At 61.0% G+C, this 16688-nt stretch carries 17 protein-coding genes; 6 read left to right on the top strand and 11 right to left on the bottom strand.

Annotation, left to right across the window (positions count from 1 at the left end):
• Positions 1-160 precede the first annotated feature (160 nt).
• Positions 161-961 (top strand): AraC family transcriptional regulator, encoded by an 801-nt coding sequence (locus RY831_RS12710; RefSeq protein ID WP_326506723.1) that lies wholly within the window; start codon positions 161-163, stop codon positions 959-961.
• On the opposite strand, the gene RY831_RS12705 is transcribed toward RY831_RS12710, so the two are convergent.
• Positions 909-1835 (bottom strand): NAD(P)-dependent oxidoreductase, encoded by a 927-nt coding sequence (locus RY831_RS12705; RefSeq protein ID WP_326506722.1) that lies wholly within the window; start codon positions 1833-1835, stop codon positions 909-911. The two genes, RY831_RS12710 and RY831_RS12705, sit on opposite strands and share 53 nt — an antisense overlap.
• Before the next feature lie 308 nt (positions 1836-2143).
• Positions 2144-3022, bottom strand: a complete 879-nt coding sequence (gcvA, locus tag RY831_RS12700) for a transcriptional regulator GcvA (protein WP_326506721.1) — start codon at positions 3020-3022, stop codon at positions 2144-2146.
• A gap of 187 nt (positions 3023-3209) precedes the next feature.
• Here gcvA and RY831_RS12695 point away from each other — a divergent pair, with 187 nt between their 5' ends.
• The 5 genes from RY831_RS12695 (at position 3210) to RY831_RS12675 (ending at position 8301) form a co-directional block, all read left to right on the top strand.
• The gene (locus tag RY831_RS12695) at positions 3210-3509 is read left to right on the top strand and encodes a hypothetical protein (RefSeq protein WP_326506720.1); all 300 of its coding nucleotides are present in this window, start codon (positions 3210-3212) and stop codon (positions 3507-3509) included.
• Positions 3510-3647: 138 nt separating this feature from the next.
• A complete protein-coding gene (locus RY831_RS12690) occupies positions 3648-4775 on the top strand; it encodes a branched-chain amino acid ABC transporter substrate-binding protein (protein ID WP_437126269.1) in 1128 nt (375 codons plus the stop codon).
• Positions 4776-5529: 754 nt separating this feature from the next.
• Positions 5530-6507 (top strand): ABC transporter substrate-binding protein, encoded by a 978-nt coding sequence (locus RY831_RS12685; protein ID WP_326506718.1) that lies wholly within the window; start codon positions 5530-5532, stop codon positions 6505-6507.
• A gap of 73 nt (positions 6508-6580) precedes the next feature.
• Positions 6581-7507 (top strand): ABC transporter permease, encoded by a 927-nt coding sequence (locus RY831_RS12680; protein ID WP_326506717.1) that lies wholly within the window; start codon positions 6581-6583, stop codon positions 7505-7507.
• Entirely contained in the window at positions 7507-8301 is a 795-nt protein-coding gene (locus tag RY831_RS12675; protein ID WP_326506716.1) for an ABC transporter ATP-binding protein, read from the top strand. The genes RY831_RS12680 and RY831_RS12675 overlap by 1 nt, the downstream gene beginning before the upstream one ends.
• Before the next feature lie 75 nt (positions 8302-8376).
• On the opposite strand, the gene RY831_RS12670 is transcribed toward RY831_RS12675, so the two are convergent.
• The 9 genes from RY831_RS12670 to RY831_RS12630 form a co-directional block, all read right to left on the bottom strand.
• Positions 8377-9630 (bottom strand): putative Na+/H+ antiporter, encoded by a 1254-nt coding sequence (locus RY831_RS12670; RefSeq protein WP_326506715.1) that lies wholly within the window; start codon positions 9628-9630, stop codon positions 8377-8379.
• A 10-nt stretch (positions 9631-9640) separates the two neighbouring features.
• Positions 9641-9850: a hypothetical protein gene (locus RY831_RS12665; RefSeq protein ID WP_326506714.1), complete on the bottom strand. Its 210-nt coding sequence runs from the start codon at positions 9848-9850 to the stop codon at positions 9641-9643.
• A 223-nt stretch (positions 9851-10073) separates the two neighbouring features.
• Entirely contained in the window at positions 10074-11351 is a 1278-nt protein-coding gene (locus tag RY831_RS12660; protein ID WP_326506713.1) for a TRAP transporter large permease, read from the bottom strand.
• Positions 11352-11387: 36 nt separating this feature from the next.
• Positions 11388-11882: a TRAP transporter small permease gene (locus RY831_RS12655; RefSeq protein ID WP_326506712.1), complete on the bottom strand. Its 495-nt coding sequence runs from the start codon at positions 11880-11882 to the stop codon at positions 11388-11390.
• A gap of 91 nt (positions 11883-11973) precedes the next feature.
• Positions 11974-12900 carry a TRAP transporter substrate-binding protein gene (locus RY831_RS12650; protein WP_437126268.1) on the bottom strand — a complete coding sequence of 309 codons (927 nt, stop codon included), beginning with the start codon at positions 12898-12900 and terminating at the stop codon, positions 11974-11976.
• A gap of 147 nt (positions 12901-13047) precedes the next feature.
• Complete coding sequence (gene otnI, locus RY831_RS12645; RefSeq protein ID WP_326506711.1) at positions 13048-13842, bottom strand: 2-oxo-tetronate isomerase; 795 nt, start codon at positions 13840-13842, stop codon at positions 13048-13050.
• 67 nt (positions 13843-13909) lie between these two features.
• Positions 13910-14551 carry a 3-oxo-tetronate 4-phosphate decarboxylase gene (otnC, locus tag RY831_RS12640; protein WP_326506710.1) on the bottom strand — a complete coding sequence of 214 codons (642 nt, stop codon included), beginning with the start codon at positions 14549-14551 and terminating at the stop codon, positions 13910-13912.
• Positions 14548-15816, bottom strand: coding sequence for a 3-oxo-tetronate kinase (gene otnK / locus RY831_RS12635; RefSeq protein ID WP_326506709.1), 1269 nt, complete (start codon positions 15814-15816; stop codon positions 14548-14550). The genes otnC and otnK overlap by 4 nt, the downstream gene beginning before the upstream one ends.
• Before the next feature lie 21 nt (positions 15817-15837).
• On the bottom strand, positions 15838-16650 hold the full coding sequence (locus RY831_RS12630; protein WP_326506708.1) for a FadR/GntR family transcriptional regulator: 813 nt from the start codon (positions 16648-16650) through the stop codon (positions 15838-15840).
• Between the last annotated feature and the right edge of the window lie 38 nt (positions 16651-16688).

Genomic DNA, 16688 nt, shown 5'->3' with positions numbered 1-16688 from the left:
TTTCCGCCGGCATGGACGACGGAGGGGCAAGCCATCCGAAATTCAGATACCGTTCTTGCATATTTGTGAATTCAACATCGTACGGACGCGACCTATACTGATCCGACTTCGCCGTCGAGCGGGAATCGCGCATCGACGACGCACGAAAAGGGGGCGGTAGATGGACATGTCGGCTGACCGCATCAGACTAGGCAGGAATGCGCCCGGTGTCGAGCGGCTGGAGGCCTGCCTGCACGGCCAGGCTTTCGCTCCCCATCGGCACGATACCTATGCCATCGGCATTACGCTGTCAGGCGTGCAGCGCTTTCAATTTCGCGGGCGGACATGGCACTGCCTGCCGGGCCAATGCCATGTGCTTCATCCCGATGAACTGCATGACGGCGGCGCGGGAAACGAAGAGGGGTTCCGCTACCGGATCGTCTATATCGATCCTGCCCTGTTGCAGGATGCGCTGCAGGGTCGGCCGTTGCCTTTCATTGCTAATCCTGTGGTGGATGTGCCAAGGCTGCATGCGCATGCGCTCCGCGAAGTCTGGGACATCGACAGCGAACTGGACGAGCTTTCTCGAATCGGCATCGTCGATGCACTGGCCACCTGGCTTCGCGGTGTGGCCGCTGGGACATACCGATCGGAAAAAAGAATCGCGCTCCAGCCGCTGCTGCGCGTGCGCGAATGCATCGCCGCCGCGCCGGCGGTACGGCATTCGATGGAGGAGCTTGAAAGAATCGCCGACATGGACCGCTGGACATTGGCAAGGCAGTTCCGCGCCGCCTTCGGCACCAGCCCCAGCCGCTTCCGTACGCTGCGCCGGCTCGATCACTTGCGCGCGCTGGTGGCCTCGGGCAGCAGCCTGGGTACGGCCGCGCTCGACGCCGGTTTCGCCGACCAAGCCCACATGTCTCGCCAGTTCAAGCTTGCGGTCGGGATGACGCCGGCGCGCTGGGCAAGGACGATGGCCTGAGGATGGAATCGGTGCGGGCTTCGATCGCGCGCACTACGGCGACCATGTCATCCTGCCCGTGTCCGAGCGCGGCCGTCTCGCCATACAGCGCATGGCAGGCATCGAGCAGGGGCGAGGCGATGCCCCGGCGCCTGGCGGCGTCGGCTACCAGGCGGTTATTCTTCAAGACATCCAGAATAGAAGCCTGCACCATGAAATTCCGCTCGACCAGCTTGGCGATCTTCATGCGCGATACGGGGCTGGCCATCGGCCCTGCATCCAGCACCGACAGGAACTGACGCATGTCCAGCCCATGGCTCTCGGCGAAATGCGACGCTTCCGCCAGTCCGGTAACCATCGTGATCAGGTAGAGGTTGACTGCCAATTTCATGAGCAGCGCCGATGGCGCCGCACCGCAGACGAAGGTATCGCGGCACATCGGCTTGAGCAGGGGGCGTACTTCATCGATGCTGTCCCGCTCGCCTGCAAGCATGGCCACCAGCTGTCCGGCTTCAGCCGGCAGGCGCGAACCCGATACCGGGCACTCGACGTAACGGCCGCCGGCGGCAAGGATGTCTGCTTCCAGCTCCGCCGAATATTCAGGCGAGGTGGTGCCCATGTGCACGACCAGATTTCGTGCCACCATGGCTGCGAAGCGTGGCGTTCCGCGGCCGAGAACTTCGTTCATCGCATCCCCGCCGCTCAGCATCAGGAAGACGATGCGGGTGCGGCGAAACACTTCGCCGGCGCTGCCGGCAATCTTGGCGCCGACAGCATGCAAGGCTTCGCATCGGTCGGCGCTGCGATTCCAGACCACAAGCGGCGTGCCTGCCCGCGCAAGGTTGAGCGCCATGGGCTGCCCCATGACGCCGAGTCCGATAAATCCGATCTCCATTTTCCTACCCCCATGTTCAAGACGCATGCGGCAGATTGCCGGGCTACGGAAGGTTCCGCAGTTCATTAAATCTAACGCGGGACCGGCGAGCCCGTCTTGAAGCTTTGTGATGGAAAGCGTCTCACGGCCTCTTCGACAAGTTTTTCTAACTGATCAGTGAAGTATTAATCGTTTGAAGTTTGGACGGCTGATCTTTATATTAAGCATCAGTCCTTGCCTACTAACGTTGAACGGGCGTTAGTTAAGCCTGCATGCATTGCTGCATGCAGGCTTTTTTTATGCCGTTGCGGCCGCGACAGGTGGCGCGCCTAGATTCCGCGCGCTTCCTTGTGCAGCCATTGCCGGAAGATTTCCGCGTCGCCGTTGTCCAGCACGCCCTGCGGATAGACGAGGTAATAAGCAATATCGACACGCAGCGCTTGCGGGAACAACTGCACCAGGTCGCCCGACCGCAATTCCTCTTCGACCAGCGAGCGCCGCAGCAGGGCAATGCCCCGGCCGCCCTTTGCGGCATCGACCACCGCATTGCCGCTGAACAGGATGCCGCGCTCGGCATTGAGCGCATCGGCACCGGCGGAAGCGATCCATGCGCGCCAGTCGTCGCGATGTTCATCATGCAGCAGCATGAAGGAACGCAGATCGTTGGGGGATTTGAAGACCGCATTGCCGATCAGCCCGGGACTGGCTACCGGGATGAGATCGTCGTCGACCAGTTTTTCGCTTGCCAGTCCCTCGTAGACGCCCAGTCCGTGGCGAATCGCGAAGTCCATGTCGTCACGCTCGAAATCAACGAGGTGATGGGTCGCATCGATCTTCACATCGATATGAGGAGCCACGGCGGCGAAGCGTTCCATTCTCGGCACCAGCCACTGCAGCGCGAAACCCTGCGTGCAGCTTACGTTCAATGTCGACTTGCCGTTGCCGCGAAGTCCCCGCGTCGCCTCGCCCAGCACCCGGAACGCCGCGCTCACCGATGTGAAATAGCGCTTGCCTTCCGTCGTCAGCACCAGGCGTCGCGCCTTGCGAATGAAAAGCGGCATGCCCAGCCATTCTTCGAGGTTGCGGATCTGCAGGCTGACCGCGCCGCCGGTGACATTGAGCTCTCCTGCCGCGGCCTTGATGCTTTGCAGCCTGGCGACTGCTTCGAATGCACGCAGCGAGCTGAGCGGTGGAAGTCTATGTGACATGGATTAGGAAAACTAAACGTTTGCGTAAGTATTAATCGTTTGTATGGAACCAAGTGGCGACGCTATATTTTCAACGCATCATGAAACGCGCAAAGTGTAGCGCATCGATGCAGCGCGTGTTGTTCAGTCTTGCGCGAAATATGCACGAGGCGCCATGCGCCGAAATGCGAGTGAGGACAAATTGCTTGTGAACCAAGGTGACCTGGTGGAAGCGGCGAGAGCCCGTGCCGGATTTTCTTCCGATCTGCAGATGGCGGGTGCGCTGGGCATTCATCCCGCGCGTCTGTCCGAGATAAAAAAGGGAATATTGCCTGCGGACCCTTATGAAATTTTCCGTCTTGCTGAAATGGCGAACATCTCGCCGATTGCGGCAGCGGCGGCGTCGCGCCACAAGCGCGAACGCAACCCGAGGAAGCGTGCTTACTGGCAAAAGATCATGGAACAGGATGGAGATTTCCCGGGAGGCGAAAGCAGCCGCGATGCATGATGCGATCGCGAGTGGCAATCGACGACCGGAGCAGTTCGGCTGCATCGGAACTGCTTTGATGTAGGCAGCAGCAGTACTTATTACTAAAACGAAAAGGAGAAACTCATGCAGGTCAAAGAGCTCAAGGCCACCGTACTCATGGTTGCAGGCGCCGTCGCGGCAATGGCGTCCCACGCCGTTCTCGCGCAGGAGCAAGTCGTAAAGATCGGACTGGTCGCACCGGTCACCGGCCCTATCGCTCACTGGGGCAAGGACAATGTGAATGGCGCGCGCATGGCCATCGACGAACTGAATGCGAAAGGCATCGTCCTCGGCGGCAAGAAGGCGAAGTTCGAACTGCTGGCCGAGGATGACGCATCCGATCCCAAGCAGGCGACGGCCGCGGCGCAGAAGCTGGCCGATGCCAAGGTCAACGGCGTGATCGGCCACGTCACTTCCGGCACCACCATTCCTGCATCGCGCATCTACGCCGACGCCGGCATTCCGCAGATCTCGCCATCGGCCACCAATCCAAAGTACACGCAGCAGGGCTTCAAGACGGCGTTCCGCGTCGTTGCCAACGACAGCCAGCTCGGCGGCACGCTCGGCCGCTACGCGGTGCAGATCGCCCAGGCGAAAAGCATCGCCGTGATCGACGACCGTACCGCATACGGCCAGGGCGTGGCGGATGAATTCATCAAGGGCGCGAAGAGCAAGAACCCCAACATCAATATCGTTGCGCGGCAGTACACACACGACAAGGCCACAGACTTCAACGCAATCCTTACCGCGATCAAGGCAAAAAATCCCGACCTGGTATTTTTCGGCGGCATGGACGCGGTCGGCGGACCGATGCTGCGCCAGATGAAGGCGCTCGGCATCAATGCGAAGTTCATGGGTGGCGACGGCGTCTGCTCGGAATCGCTCGGCGCGCTGGCAGGCGATGCGCTGACCGACAACTCGGTGGTTTGCGCCGAAGCCGGGGGCGTCGAAGACAGCCAGAAGAAAGGATTGGATGAATTCAAGGCGGCCTACAAGAAGAAATTCGACATGGAAGTCCAGATCTATGCTCCTTACGTATATGACGCGGTGATGCTGATGGTGAATGCGATGCAGAAGGCCAATTCGCCTGAACCGCAGAAATATCTGCCCGAACTGGCGAAGATGCAGTACAAGGGCGTCACCGGTAATATCGCCTTCGATAGCCGCGGCGATGTCAAGGATGGAACGCTCACGCTCTATACCTACAAGGGCGGCAAGCGCTCGATGATCGCCGTCACGCATTGAGCGCGGCCAGTGCCCCGTACCGCACATCGATGCAAGCATAGTGCGGCGCGCGGGCCTGCGACAGATACGCCGCGCCGGAAACGGCGCGGCTAGTGCTGCAACCGGCACTGGAGCTGTCTTGGCCGGATGACCGGTGCGGCACCGTTGCGGATGCCCTGACAAGACCGGTGCATTTGCGAACGCAGACACAGCTAGAGCGCTTTCGGTTTGACCGGCCTAGGCGAGGCCGAGGTGGTTTGCCTNCGGATGCCCTGACAAGACCGGTGCATTTGCGAACGCAGACACAGCTAGAGCGCTTTCGGTTTGACCGGCCTAGGCGAGGCCGAGGTGGTTTGCCTGCGAAACAAGGCGTGGTGACGCGACATGGCGGGCTCGGCGCCCCCGGGCCATGGCAAGGAGGACTCGGCGTCCCCACACAACGCAGTGTCGCTGGCAAAGCAGCCGGGATCGTCAGGCAGGTCAAACCGAAAGCGCTCTAACGGAGCAGATTCACCCGGGATGGGTCGCGAATGCCTCCATCCTCCTGCTCGTTAAAAATGCAGCTCACGGAGCGGCGATGCCCATGAAACAAACGATTCATGACAGGCTCCGCGGACATCCGGGGCCACCATCCGTCACGGCGCAGCGGGCACCACCAAGCTTCCCCATGCTTCACGGGACCTCATTCATCGCCAATACATCTTGATCGCGGTGCCGGTGCCTGTCAGGCGCGGCATTCTTGATCCAGCCAACCAATTTAATCAGGGACAATCACATGAAGGCATATTTCTCAACATCCGCTCTTTGCGCCTGCCTGGCCGTACCGTTCGCGTTAATGGCCGCAGGGGCCATCCACGCCGCCGACAAGACCGTGGCCGTGACGGCCATTGTCGAGCACCCTGCGCTCGATGCAGTCAGGGACGGCGTGAAGGAGGAATTGAAGGCATCCGGCTTCGAGGCCGGAAAGAACCTGAAGTTCGAATACCAGAGCGCGCAGGGCAATACCGGCACCGCCGCGCAGATCGCGCGCAAGTATGCCGGCGATCGTCCGGATGTCATCGTCGCCATTGCCACGCCATCGGCGCAGGCGGTGGTGGCAACGACGAAGTCGGTTCCCGTGGTGTACAGCGCGGTCACGGACCCGGTCGCCGCGAAGCTGGTGAGCGGCTGGGGCCCGTCCGGAACCAACGTGACCGGCGTCTCCGACCAGTCGCCGCTCGACAAGCATATCGCGCTGATCAGGCAGGTGGTTCCGAAGGCCGCGCGCGTCGGCGTGATCTACAGCCCGGGCGAAGCCAACTCCGTGGCCATCGTCGAAGCGCTGCGCAAGGCTGCGGCGGCGGCCGACCTCAAGCTGGTGGAAGGCGCGGCTGCGCGTACCGTCGACGTGCCGGGTGCGGCGCAGAGCCTGGTCGGCAAGGTGGATGTGATCTATACGCCGACCGACAATAATGTGATGTCAGCCTTCGAAGGCATCATCAAGGTGGCGCAGCAGGCGAAGATTCCCGTGGTTGCCGCCGACACCGGTGGCGTCAAGCGCGGCGCGGTGGCGGCGCTTGGCCTCAACTATGCCGATCTCGGGCGACAGACTGGCAGGATCGTGGTCCGCATCCTCAAGGGCGAGGCACCCGGCGCCATTGCCTCCGAGACCAGCTCGAAATTCGAATTGCATGTCAATCCGGAAGCGGCGCAGAAGCAGGGCGTGGTCTTGTCGGACGCGCTGCTGAAGTCGGCCGCGGTCGTCGTCAAGTAAACCTCTTTCACCTGATTCTCGCATCTGTACCGCAAGGCGTGTGCCTTGCGGTTTCGCCCGTTGGATATTCACAATGTCTATGATTTCCTTTCTCGGTGCAATCGAGATCGGCCTGATTTTCGGCCTGGTTGCACTCGGCGTATTCATTTCCTTCCGCATCATCAATTTTCCCGACCTGACCGTGGATGGAAGTTTCCCGCTTGGCGGCGCGGTCGCCGCGACGCTCATGGTCGCAGGCTGGAGCCCTTACGCCGCGACCGCGGTGGCGCTGTTCGCGGGTGGCATCGCAGGCGCGCTGACCGCATGGCTCAATGTTCGCCTGCGCATCATGCAGCTGCTGGCCAGCATCCTGGTGATGATTGCGCTGTATTCGATCAACCTGCGCATCATGGGCAAGCCGAATGTCGCGCTGATCAATGAGCCCACGGTATTCCAGGTCGGCGTTTTCAGCGATCTGCCGGACTACTGGGTCAAGCCGCTGATCCTGCTGGTCATCGTGATGCTGACCAAGGCCGTCATCGACCTGTTCTTCGCATCGGAGACGGGGCTTGCAATGCGCGCCACCGGCGGAAACCCGCGCATGGCGCGTGCGCAAGGAATCTCGACCGACAGCCTCACCATCTGGGGCCTCGCCATTTCGAATGCACTAGTCTCGTTGGCCGGCGCCCTGTTCGTGCAGACCCAGGGCGGCGCCGACATCTCGATGGGGGTTGGTACCATTGTCATCGGGCTGGCCGCCGTTATCATCGGCGAGACGGTGATGCCCACACGCAGCATGATCATTACCACGCTGGCATGCATTCTCGGCGCGGTGCTGTACCGTTTCTTCATCGCCCTCGCGCTCAATACCGATTTCATCGGACTGCAGGCGCAGGACCTGAACCTGGTCACCGCCGTGCTGGTCACCATTGCATTGCTCGTGCCAGCCTACAAGCGCAGACTTACCGGCATGTTTGGCGCAGGCCGCACAGCGCAAGCCGTTTCCAAGGGAGCCAAATAATGCTGCAGGCCAGAAACCTGGAAATCACGTTCAATCCCGGCACGCCGATCGAGAACAAGGTCTTGCGCGGCCTTTCGCTGGACATACCGACCGGGCAATTCGTGACGGTCATCGGTTCCAACGGCGCCGGCAAGTCGACTTTCCTGAACGCAGTCAGTGGCGATCTGCCGGTCGACCTCGGAACGATTTCGATCGACGGCAGCGATGTCACCGCCAAGCCGGCATGGCAGCGTGCCGACATGGTGGCGCGCGTGTTTCAGGACCCGATGGCCGGCACCTGCGAAGGACTGACCATCGAGGAAAACATGGCGCTCGCATACCGGCGCGGCCAGCATCGCGGCCTCGGGTTTTCCCTGAACCGCGCCATGCGGGATGAGTTTCGCGAGAAGCTGCGCATACTCAACCTGGGACTGGAGAATCGTCTTGCGGACCGAATCGGTTTGCTGTCCGGCGGGCAGCGGCAGGCGGTCAGTCTGTTGATGGCTTCTCTCAAGCCCTCGCGCATCCTGCTGCTGGATGAACATACGGCTGCGCTCGATCCGAAGACGGCGGCTTTCGTGCTGGAGCTGACAGCTAAAATCGTCGAGCAGCAGAAGCTGACCGCGATGATGGTGACCCACAGCATGCGCCAGGCACTTGATTTCGGCAGCCGCACCGTGATGCTGCATGAAGGCCGGGTGGTGCTTGATGTGGCAGGAAAGGAAAGGGAAGGACTGGATGTGCCCGATCTTCTGCGGATGTTCGAGCGCACGCGCGGAGAAAAGCTGGACGACGACAAGCTGCTGCTTGCGTGAGACGGCATGCAAAAGAATCGGGCACGGTACGCAAATGCGAATCGTGCCCGGGCGGCTGGGATGTGAACCTGGTTGTCAGAGCATCAGGAGGAAGGCTGCGGCAACTACGGTGGGCACAATCGCGCCGACAAGCAGCCCGCCGATGCCAATGCTACCGTCGTTGAATCCATCGCGAAGTAACGCCACACCGGCGGGATTCGGTGCATTCGCAATCACGGTAAGGCCGCCTCCCGCGACGGCGCCGGCCACAAGCATGTACTTCGCCTGGTCCGAGATCCCTTCGATCAGGGATCCCAGGTAGGTCAATGCCGCGTTGTCGGTAATGGCCGTCAATCCGAGGGCGCCGAAGAACAGTGCAGTCGGTTCCAGCCGAGAAACGATGGGCTGGAGCCACCATTGCTGCATGCCGCCGAGAACCACCAGACCCGCAAGAAAGAATCCGACCAGGAGGCCTTCCTTGAGAATCAGCGGGTTCTGGTATTGCGCGTAGGCCTGGGTATAGCCCAGGAAGAACAGGAAGATGCCCATGAACACCACCGGGTGATGCGCAAAGACCACGACTGCGCCCAGAAAGAGAAGGTGGATCAGCATGACGATCAGCGGAACGCGAATCCTTGCCGGCTCTGCCGACGTATCAGTCACCTGCGTCACATGCCGGCGCAGGAGCCACGCGATTCCTGTAGCGTTGACGACAACCGCGAGCGCGGACTTCCAGCCGAAGTTCGCCGCCATGAAGGCGCTATCCCATTGCCATGTCGCGGCAACCATCAGTACCGGAGGCGCGGCAAATGAGGTCAGCGTGCCGCCGATGGAGACGTTGACGAACAACACGCCCAGGGCTGCATACTTGATCCATTCCGGCAGGCCGGGCCGGAAAACGAGCGGTGCGAGCATCAATGCGGCCAGCGTCATTGCCGCCGGTTCGGTGATGAACGAGCCGATCAATGGCACGAGAGCGAAGCAGAGCCATATCCGGGCAAGCATCGTATTGACGGGCAACAGCGTGGCAATGACGGTAATGAGAGATCTGACCGCTTCGAGCACGGGCCGAGATGCCGCCACCACCATGATGACGAAGACGAACATGGGTTCGGTGTAGTGCCGGGATTCCAGGTATGTGATGGCTTCGCTGCCTCCCGCAACGAATGCCATGACGACGATGAAGATGAATGCCCAGAACCCGAATACCACCTCGATTTCACCCAGCAGGTGAAACAGGCCCGCATGCCGGGTGCTTCTGTCGGCGATGCGCTCGAAAGACTTGGCGGCAAAGGTGTGGACAAGGGCCAGGCCGAAAATGATGGCGGCGATAAGATTGATGTCTGTCATAGGTCTATTTTTATTTACTGGCGAAGGCGAGCGTTTGCAGGCCGACAGCCGACACATGCAAGATGGCTTGCATGGCCAATATTGCCCAGAAAAGTCGGATATCAGGGATATGTGAGAAAAATCGCAGCGCGATCGGAAAAGAAGGATTCCGGCGGTGCCCTGCTGCCATAGGCGCGATGGCGCCTTGGCTCGAACACGAGCGATAGCGGATTTCTGTCATGCGGAAACAATATGGGTGAGTTCATTGGTCGTCACAAAGCCGCGAGGCGGCCCGACCATCGCATTGACCTGCCACACATCAGTGTGAGCACCCAGACACCGAGTGTACACCATGTGAACGACTAGTTCCCCCACTGCATCAAAACCCCTGCCGGCTTATAAGCGAAGCGGCCGGCATGATGCCGGCCGACAATGGCTACGATCTATCCGTCAACCGACTTATTTCACTTTACAAAGACAAGGTCACGGAGATAGAGCGATAGCGGCGGGAAGTAAGTGATGACCACCAGGCAGCCCAGGATAACGAGAATGAAGGGTATTAGCCTTCCTACGATCTGATCCAGAGAGATTCTTGCCACGGTGCAGGCCGCAAACAGGTTCACGCCGAACGGCGGCGTAATCATGCCGAGCGCCAGGTTGACAATCATGATCATGCCGAAATGCACAGGATCAACGCCGAACTTGATGGCCACCGGAACAAGAATCGGTGCCAGCACGATGATCGCTGCGGAAGTTTCAATGAACATGCCGATGACGAACAGGGCCGCATTGACGCCCAGCAGGAAGAACAGCGGGTGCTGAAGATTTTCCGCCAGGAAGGCGCCGATGGCGTCAGGTACGCCGGCGCGGGTAATCATGAAACTGAACAAGCCCGCATTGGCAATGATGAACATGATTACCGCAGAAGACAGTGCGGACTTTCTGAGGATCGCCCCAAGATCGGCCCAGCGTGTTTCGCGATAGATGAATACACCGATGATGAATGCATAAAACACCGCGACGACCGACGCCTCGGTGGGCGTGAATACGCCGCCATAGATCCCGCCAAGAATGATCACCGGCATCAGCAGCGCCAGCCATGCCTGCTTGAAAGCCGCTCCGAAGCTCATCTTCCCGACATGGTCATTCTGGCCGTACCCCTTGATGCGGGCCCACACGATGACGAAGACCATCAGTGCAATGCCAATCAGCAGGCCAGGGCCGAACCCTGCGATGAAGAGTTCTCCGATGGACACTTCGGCCGATACACCGTAAAGAATCATTGGAATCGAAGGCGGAATGATGACGCCGAGTTCCGCCGACGTTGCCTGCAGCGCGGCGGCGAAATTGAGCGGATAGCCATGCTTGACCAGCGCCGGGATCAGGATGGCGCCGATCGCGAAAGTGGTGGCTACCGAAGATCCGGATACGGCCGCGAAGATCATGCAGGTCAGGACGCAGGTGGCCGCCAGGCCGCCCTGTACGCCGCCGACGATCGATTTGGCGAATTCAACCAGCCGCTTGGAAATGCCGCCGGTTTCCATCAGGTTGCCGGCCAAAATGAAGAAGGGAATCGCCGCCAGCGGAAACTTGTTGATCGAAGTGAAAATCTCCTTGGCGGCCAGCAGCATGGGCGCGTTCGAGGAGTAGACGCCGACGACGCTGGCCAGGCCGATCGATACCGCGATCGATATCGACAGGGCGAAGCAAACGATCATCGTGATGAGCATCGTAAGGGACATGGTGGGTACTCGGTTTGATCTTGTATGTTTTGCTTGTTATTGAGCAGTTTCGAGTTCGCGGTTCTGCGGCTCAAGGAAATTGGCGATGACACCAAAAATGGCACATGCGGACCCGACCGGCAGTGCGAGATAGGCCCAGAACATCGACAGGTCTTCCAGCCCGGCCATGCTCTGCACTTTGCCGCGCTGCGCATAGTCCCAGCCGAACCAGATGATGACGGCCAGCAGCGCCAGCGAGGCGACCATGATCACGACATCCAGCACCCGGCGCAGAGGCGGCGGCGAAAGGCGGTGCAGCATGTCGATGGAAACCATGGAGCCGATCCGGAATGCTTCCGGCAAGGCCATGAAGACCATCCAGATCAGGAAAAAGCGGATGAGCACCTCGCTCCACTCGGCGGGCTGTTCGAAAACAAAACGGGTGACGACCTGGAACATGCCCAGGCAGGCGGATAGAACCAGCATCAGGCAGGCAAAGCCCAGCGAAAGTGCGGAGATGCCGCGTCCCAGCGATAAGAAGGCGGATTTCATGTTTTAGTGTTGGCGAATGTGGTATTGCGCATGCCGCGCGCCACAAGCAGTCATTAAAAAACGCCCCGCCGGCGGCGGGGCGTTGCATGCATTACTTGTAGTTGCGGATCTTGTCGATGTTGGCTTTGCCGAACTGCTTTTCGAAGTCGGCGAAGACCGGCGCCAGGGACGCCTGGTATTTCGATTTGTCGACATTCTCCACCACCTGCATACCCTTGGAGCTCAGGTACTTGACCGCGGTTTTTTCATCTTCATCGACGCGGTCGCGGTTCGCCTTGGCGGCAACCTTGGCCGCTTCCAGGAATGCGGTCTGGTCGGCGGGAGCCAGCTTGTCGAAGGCTCCCTTGTTCATCAGGAAAACGCCCGGCGAGTAGACGTGGCCGGTCAGGGTCAGGTGTTTTTGCACCTGTTCAAACTTGTTGGCTGTGATGACGGACAAGGGGTTTTCCTGTCCATCGACGGTGCCCTGCTGCATTGCGGTGAACACCTCTGTGAAAGCCATCGGCGTCGGGATGATGCCAAAGCCCTTGTAAGCCTGAATGTGAACCGGATTTTCCATGGTGCGCATCTTCAGGCCCTTCATGTCTTCCGGGTTGTTGATGGCGCGCTTGTTGTTGGTCATGTGGCGGAATCCGTTCTCGCCCCACGCCAGCGCCTTCATGCCCTTGCTTTCGAACTTCTTCAGCATCTCCTGGCCGATTGGGCCGTCCAGCACGGCGCGTGCGTGCGCATAGTCACGGAACAGGAAGGGAATGTCGAGGATCTTCACTTCGGGCACGAAGTTCGGGATCGGGCCGGTCGAGGTCCAGGTCAGTTCCTGGGTTCCCAGCTGAACGGCCTCGGTGGCCTCGCGCTCGGCGCCCAGCGAGCCACCGTAGAAGGCCTGGATCTTGTAGCGGCCGTTGGTACGTTTTTCGACTTCCTTGGCCAGCGTATCGATCGCGACGCCCTGGTGCGAGTTCTGCGCGGTAGACACGCTGATGCGCATCACTGTCTGCGCCGAGGCTGCGGATGACATGAAGCCGATTGCCAGTGCGGACACGGCCAGGGCGATTGCATTAAGACGGATGGTTTTCATTTTAAGTCTCCTGAAAAAGTTTTATAACGTAATACAAACTGCATTCATCGCTCCACCGGCATCGCCCGCGGAGAATATGCTCTGCGCCTATGTCGTGGCGGGACGGGCGGCAAATTGCATGAACCAGCCCAGTCCGTCCACCGTTCCTCCTGCCGGGCGATATTCGCAGCCCAGCCAGCCGTCGTAGCCGACCTCGTCGAGCAACTTGAACAGGTAAGGATAATTGATCTCGCCCGTGTCCGGCTCATTGCGTTCCGGGACGCCGGCGATCTGGATGTGCCCGATGTGCGGAAGGTGGCGCCGCACCTTCATTGCGATGTCGCCTTCCACGATCTGCACATGGTAAAAATCCATTTGCACCTTCAGGTTGTCCGCGCCGACCTCTTCGCGGATGGCATGCGCCTCGGCCTGCGTGTTGAGAAAGTAGCCGGGGATGTCACGCGTGTTGATCGGCTCGATCAGGATCATGATGCCGTGCCTGGCAGCCTCGGCGCAGGCATGGCGCAGATTGTCGATGTAGGTGGCGCGTGCGATGTCGCGATCCCCGCCGGCGGGCAGCAAGCCCGCCATCACATGGAGTCGCGGCGTGCCGAGTATCTTGGCATAGCCGATGGCCTTGGCAATGCCTTCGCGGAATTCGGATTCGCGGCCGGGCAGGGACGCCATGCCGCGTTCGCCGCCGGTCCAGTCGCCCGGCGGCATGTTGAACAGCACGTTCTGCAGGCCGTTGTCCTTCAGCGCGCGCGCGATATCCTCGGCGGCGTGTTCATACGGGAACAGAAATTCAACGGCGGTGAAGCCCGCTTCGGCCGCAGCCGCAAAGCGCTGCAGGAAGGGCACTTCATTGAACATCATCGTCAGGTTGGCGGCAAATTTCGGCACGATCTTTCCTTCTAGCGGTGCTTTAGGATGAGGTGTGAATCATTGATCAATACGCATTGCTTATTGGTCATTGCTGGTCCAGCTTGAATACCTGCCGCAGCTCCTCGATCTGCTCGGCATCGAGCGCACGCGGGTTTTGTCCGCGCAGGAGCAGGAACAGCTTCGCGGTCTCTTCAAGTTCTTCCGTTGCGTACAGGGCCGCTTCCAGGTTCCTGCCCGAGACCACCGGGCCATGATTGGCCAGCAGCACCGCGGTATGCTTCGCCGCCAGGCCGCGGATGGCGTCGCCCAGCTTCGGGTCGCCCGGACGATGGTAGGGAATCAGCGGCAGCTTGCCGATCTTCATGACGAAGTAGGCGGTCAGCGGCGGTATGCAGTCGCAGGCATCCAGCCCCGACATGCAGGACACGGCGGCCGAGTGGGTGGAATGCAGGTGGACGATCGCGCCCGCGCTGCCGCGCTCCTCGTACACCGCGCGGTGCAGGAAGGCTTCCTTGGAGGCCGGGTCGCCGGATATCAGGTTCCCTTGCCAGTCGAGCTTCGACAGCCTGGCCGGATCGAGATGGCCGAGCGACGCATTGGTTGGGGTGAGCAGCCAGCCGTCGTCGAGGCGCACACTGATGTTGCCGCTGCTGCCTGTCGCCAGGCCGCGGTCGTACAGCGACTTGCCGCAGTCGCAGATGTGTTCGCGCAGCGCCGATTCGTTCATGGCAGCACGCTCCAGGCCTTGGTGAAGAAGTCAACGCTGCCGAAATTGCCCGACTTGAGCGCCAGCGCCATCGGTGTGTCGCCCAGCGTGGTGGTCCACGGCACGCCGGGATCGATCTGCGGGCCGATATGCAGGCCGCTCACGCCCAGTGCCTGGACAACCGCACCTGAAGTCTCGCCGCCGGCCACCAGCATCTGCCGCACGCCGCGCGCCACCATTCCCCTGGCGATGGCGGCCAGCGCCTCTTCCACCAGCAGCCCGGCGCGTTCGACGCCGAGGCGCGCCTGCACCGCTTTCACGGCGTCCGGGGCCGCGGTCGCATAGATCAGCGGAGGTCCTTCCGGCAGGAGTGGTGCGGCCCAGTCGAGCGCCATGCCGACCAGGTCTTCACCCTCCGCGAGGCGCAGCGGATCAATCGCAAATGCAGGCCGTCCGGACGCTATGAAATGCGCCACCTGGGCATTGGTGGCAACCGAGCAGCTGCCCGAGATCACGGCGCGTAGGCCCTGCGGTACGTTCAGGGCGCCGGCAACCGCGCCTTCGGCCAGCAATCCGGCGCTGCGGAAATTCTGCGGCAGGCCGAGGGCGATGCCGGAGCCGGCCGTCACCAGCGGCATGTCGGCCAGTGCCGCGCCGATGCGCATGAGATCTTCGTTCGACACCGCATCGACAATCGCGATCTGCACGCCGTCGCGCTTCAATGCTGCGATGTGCGCCGTAATGGCGGTTGCGCCCCGCGCGACGACCTCGTGGCCGACCAGTCCGACCTTGCGCGAGGTCTGCTTTTGCAGCACACGCACCAGGTTGGCATCGGTCATCGGCGTCAGGGGATGATTGCGCATGCCGCTTTCGCTGAGCAGTTCGTCGCCGACGAACAGGTAGCCCTTGAAGATCGTTCGCTTGTTTTCCGGGAAGGCGGGGCAGGCAATCGTGAAGTCGGTGCCGAGAGCGTCCATCAACGCATCGGTAACGGGGCCGATATTGCCGCGGTCGGTGGAGTCGAAGGTCGAGCAGTACTTGAAGTAGAACTGGCGGCAGCCGGCATCGCGCAGCCAGTCCAGCGCAGCGAGCGATTCCCGGACTGCATCCTGCGGCGGCGTGGTGCGCGACTTCAGCGCGATCACGACCGCATCGACGTCGCCGGGCAGCGGCCCCTGCGGCACGCCGATCATCTGCACCGTGCGCATGCCTGCGCGCACCAGCATGCCCGCCAGGTCGGTCGCCCCGGTGAAATCGTCAGCGATGCATCCGAGTAAAAGGCTCATGTTGCTTGTTCCACTATCGTTTCAAAGATTTTCAGAAGCGCCGCCGCTTAATGGCTTGGCACCGGCAGCGCGCCGCCGCATAGGCTTCGTCGCCTTGACGGCGACAAAATCCGGATCGATGTTGCGGATGCGGTGCGACGACATTTCCATGTGCTTGCGGGCGGCTTCCCGCGCCGCATTCGCATCGCGGCGGAGGATGGCGTCATAGACCGCCTGGTGTTCGTCCAGCACCTGCTGCCGGGTTTCGTCGCTTTGCGCTTCCCAGGTGCGCGTGAGCTTGATCGTCCCTTTCAGGAATTGGCCAAGGTAATCCCAGAGCGCGAGGAAGTGCGGATTGCCGGTGGCGCGGGCTATGCTGCGGTGAAACTCGATATCCGCGGCCACGCCGTCGCCACCGGCGGCGACATCGCCGTCGATGGCGGCAAGGCGAGCGCCTATCTCGGCGATTTGCTCGTCGCTGGCGCGTTCCGCGGCCAGTGCGGCGATCTCCGCTTCCATGCCGCGCCTGAGCTCGGCGACCTGCAGCACTTCCTGCACCGAATCGATCACGCTCGGCTTGATTCTGAACGGGCGGTCTGGCCCGGCCTCGCGCACGAAGACGCCGCTGCCCTGGCGCGATTCGACCAGGCCTTCGGCCTTCAACCGGGACACCGCTTCGCGCATGACCGTGCGGCTCACCCCGAAATGCTGCGCCATCTCGCCTTCCGAGGGAAGGCGAGATTTGGGCGGATAGGTGCCCTTGAGGATCAGATCCTGGAGGATCTTCGTAATGCGCTCCGGCATTTTCGCCGCAGCCTCAAGAGGGGCCACCTGGAACAGGGGATTGTCGCTCATGCGGGAATATCAAGATTGATGATTACATAATATGCGCT

Source organism: Noviherbaspirillum album (assembly GCF_035916955.1).
In the GTDB taxonomy this organism is placed as follows: Bacteria; Pseudomonadota; Gammaproteobacteria; order Burkholderiales; family Burkholderiaceae_D; genus Noviherbaspirillum; species Noviherbaspirillum album.
The sequence above is the reverse complement of the archived record's forward strand: the minus strand, read 5'-3'. Positions and strand labels throughout refer to the sequence as shown.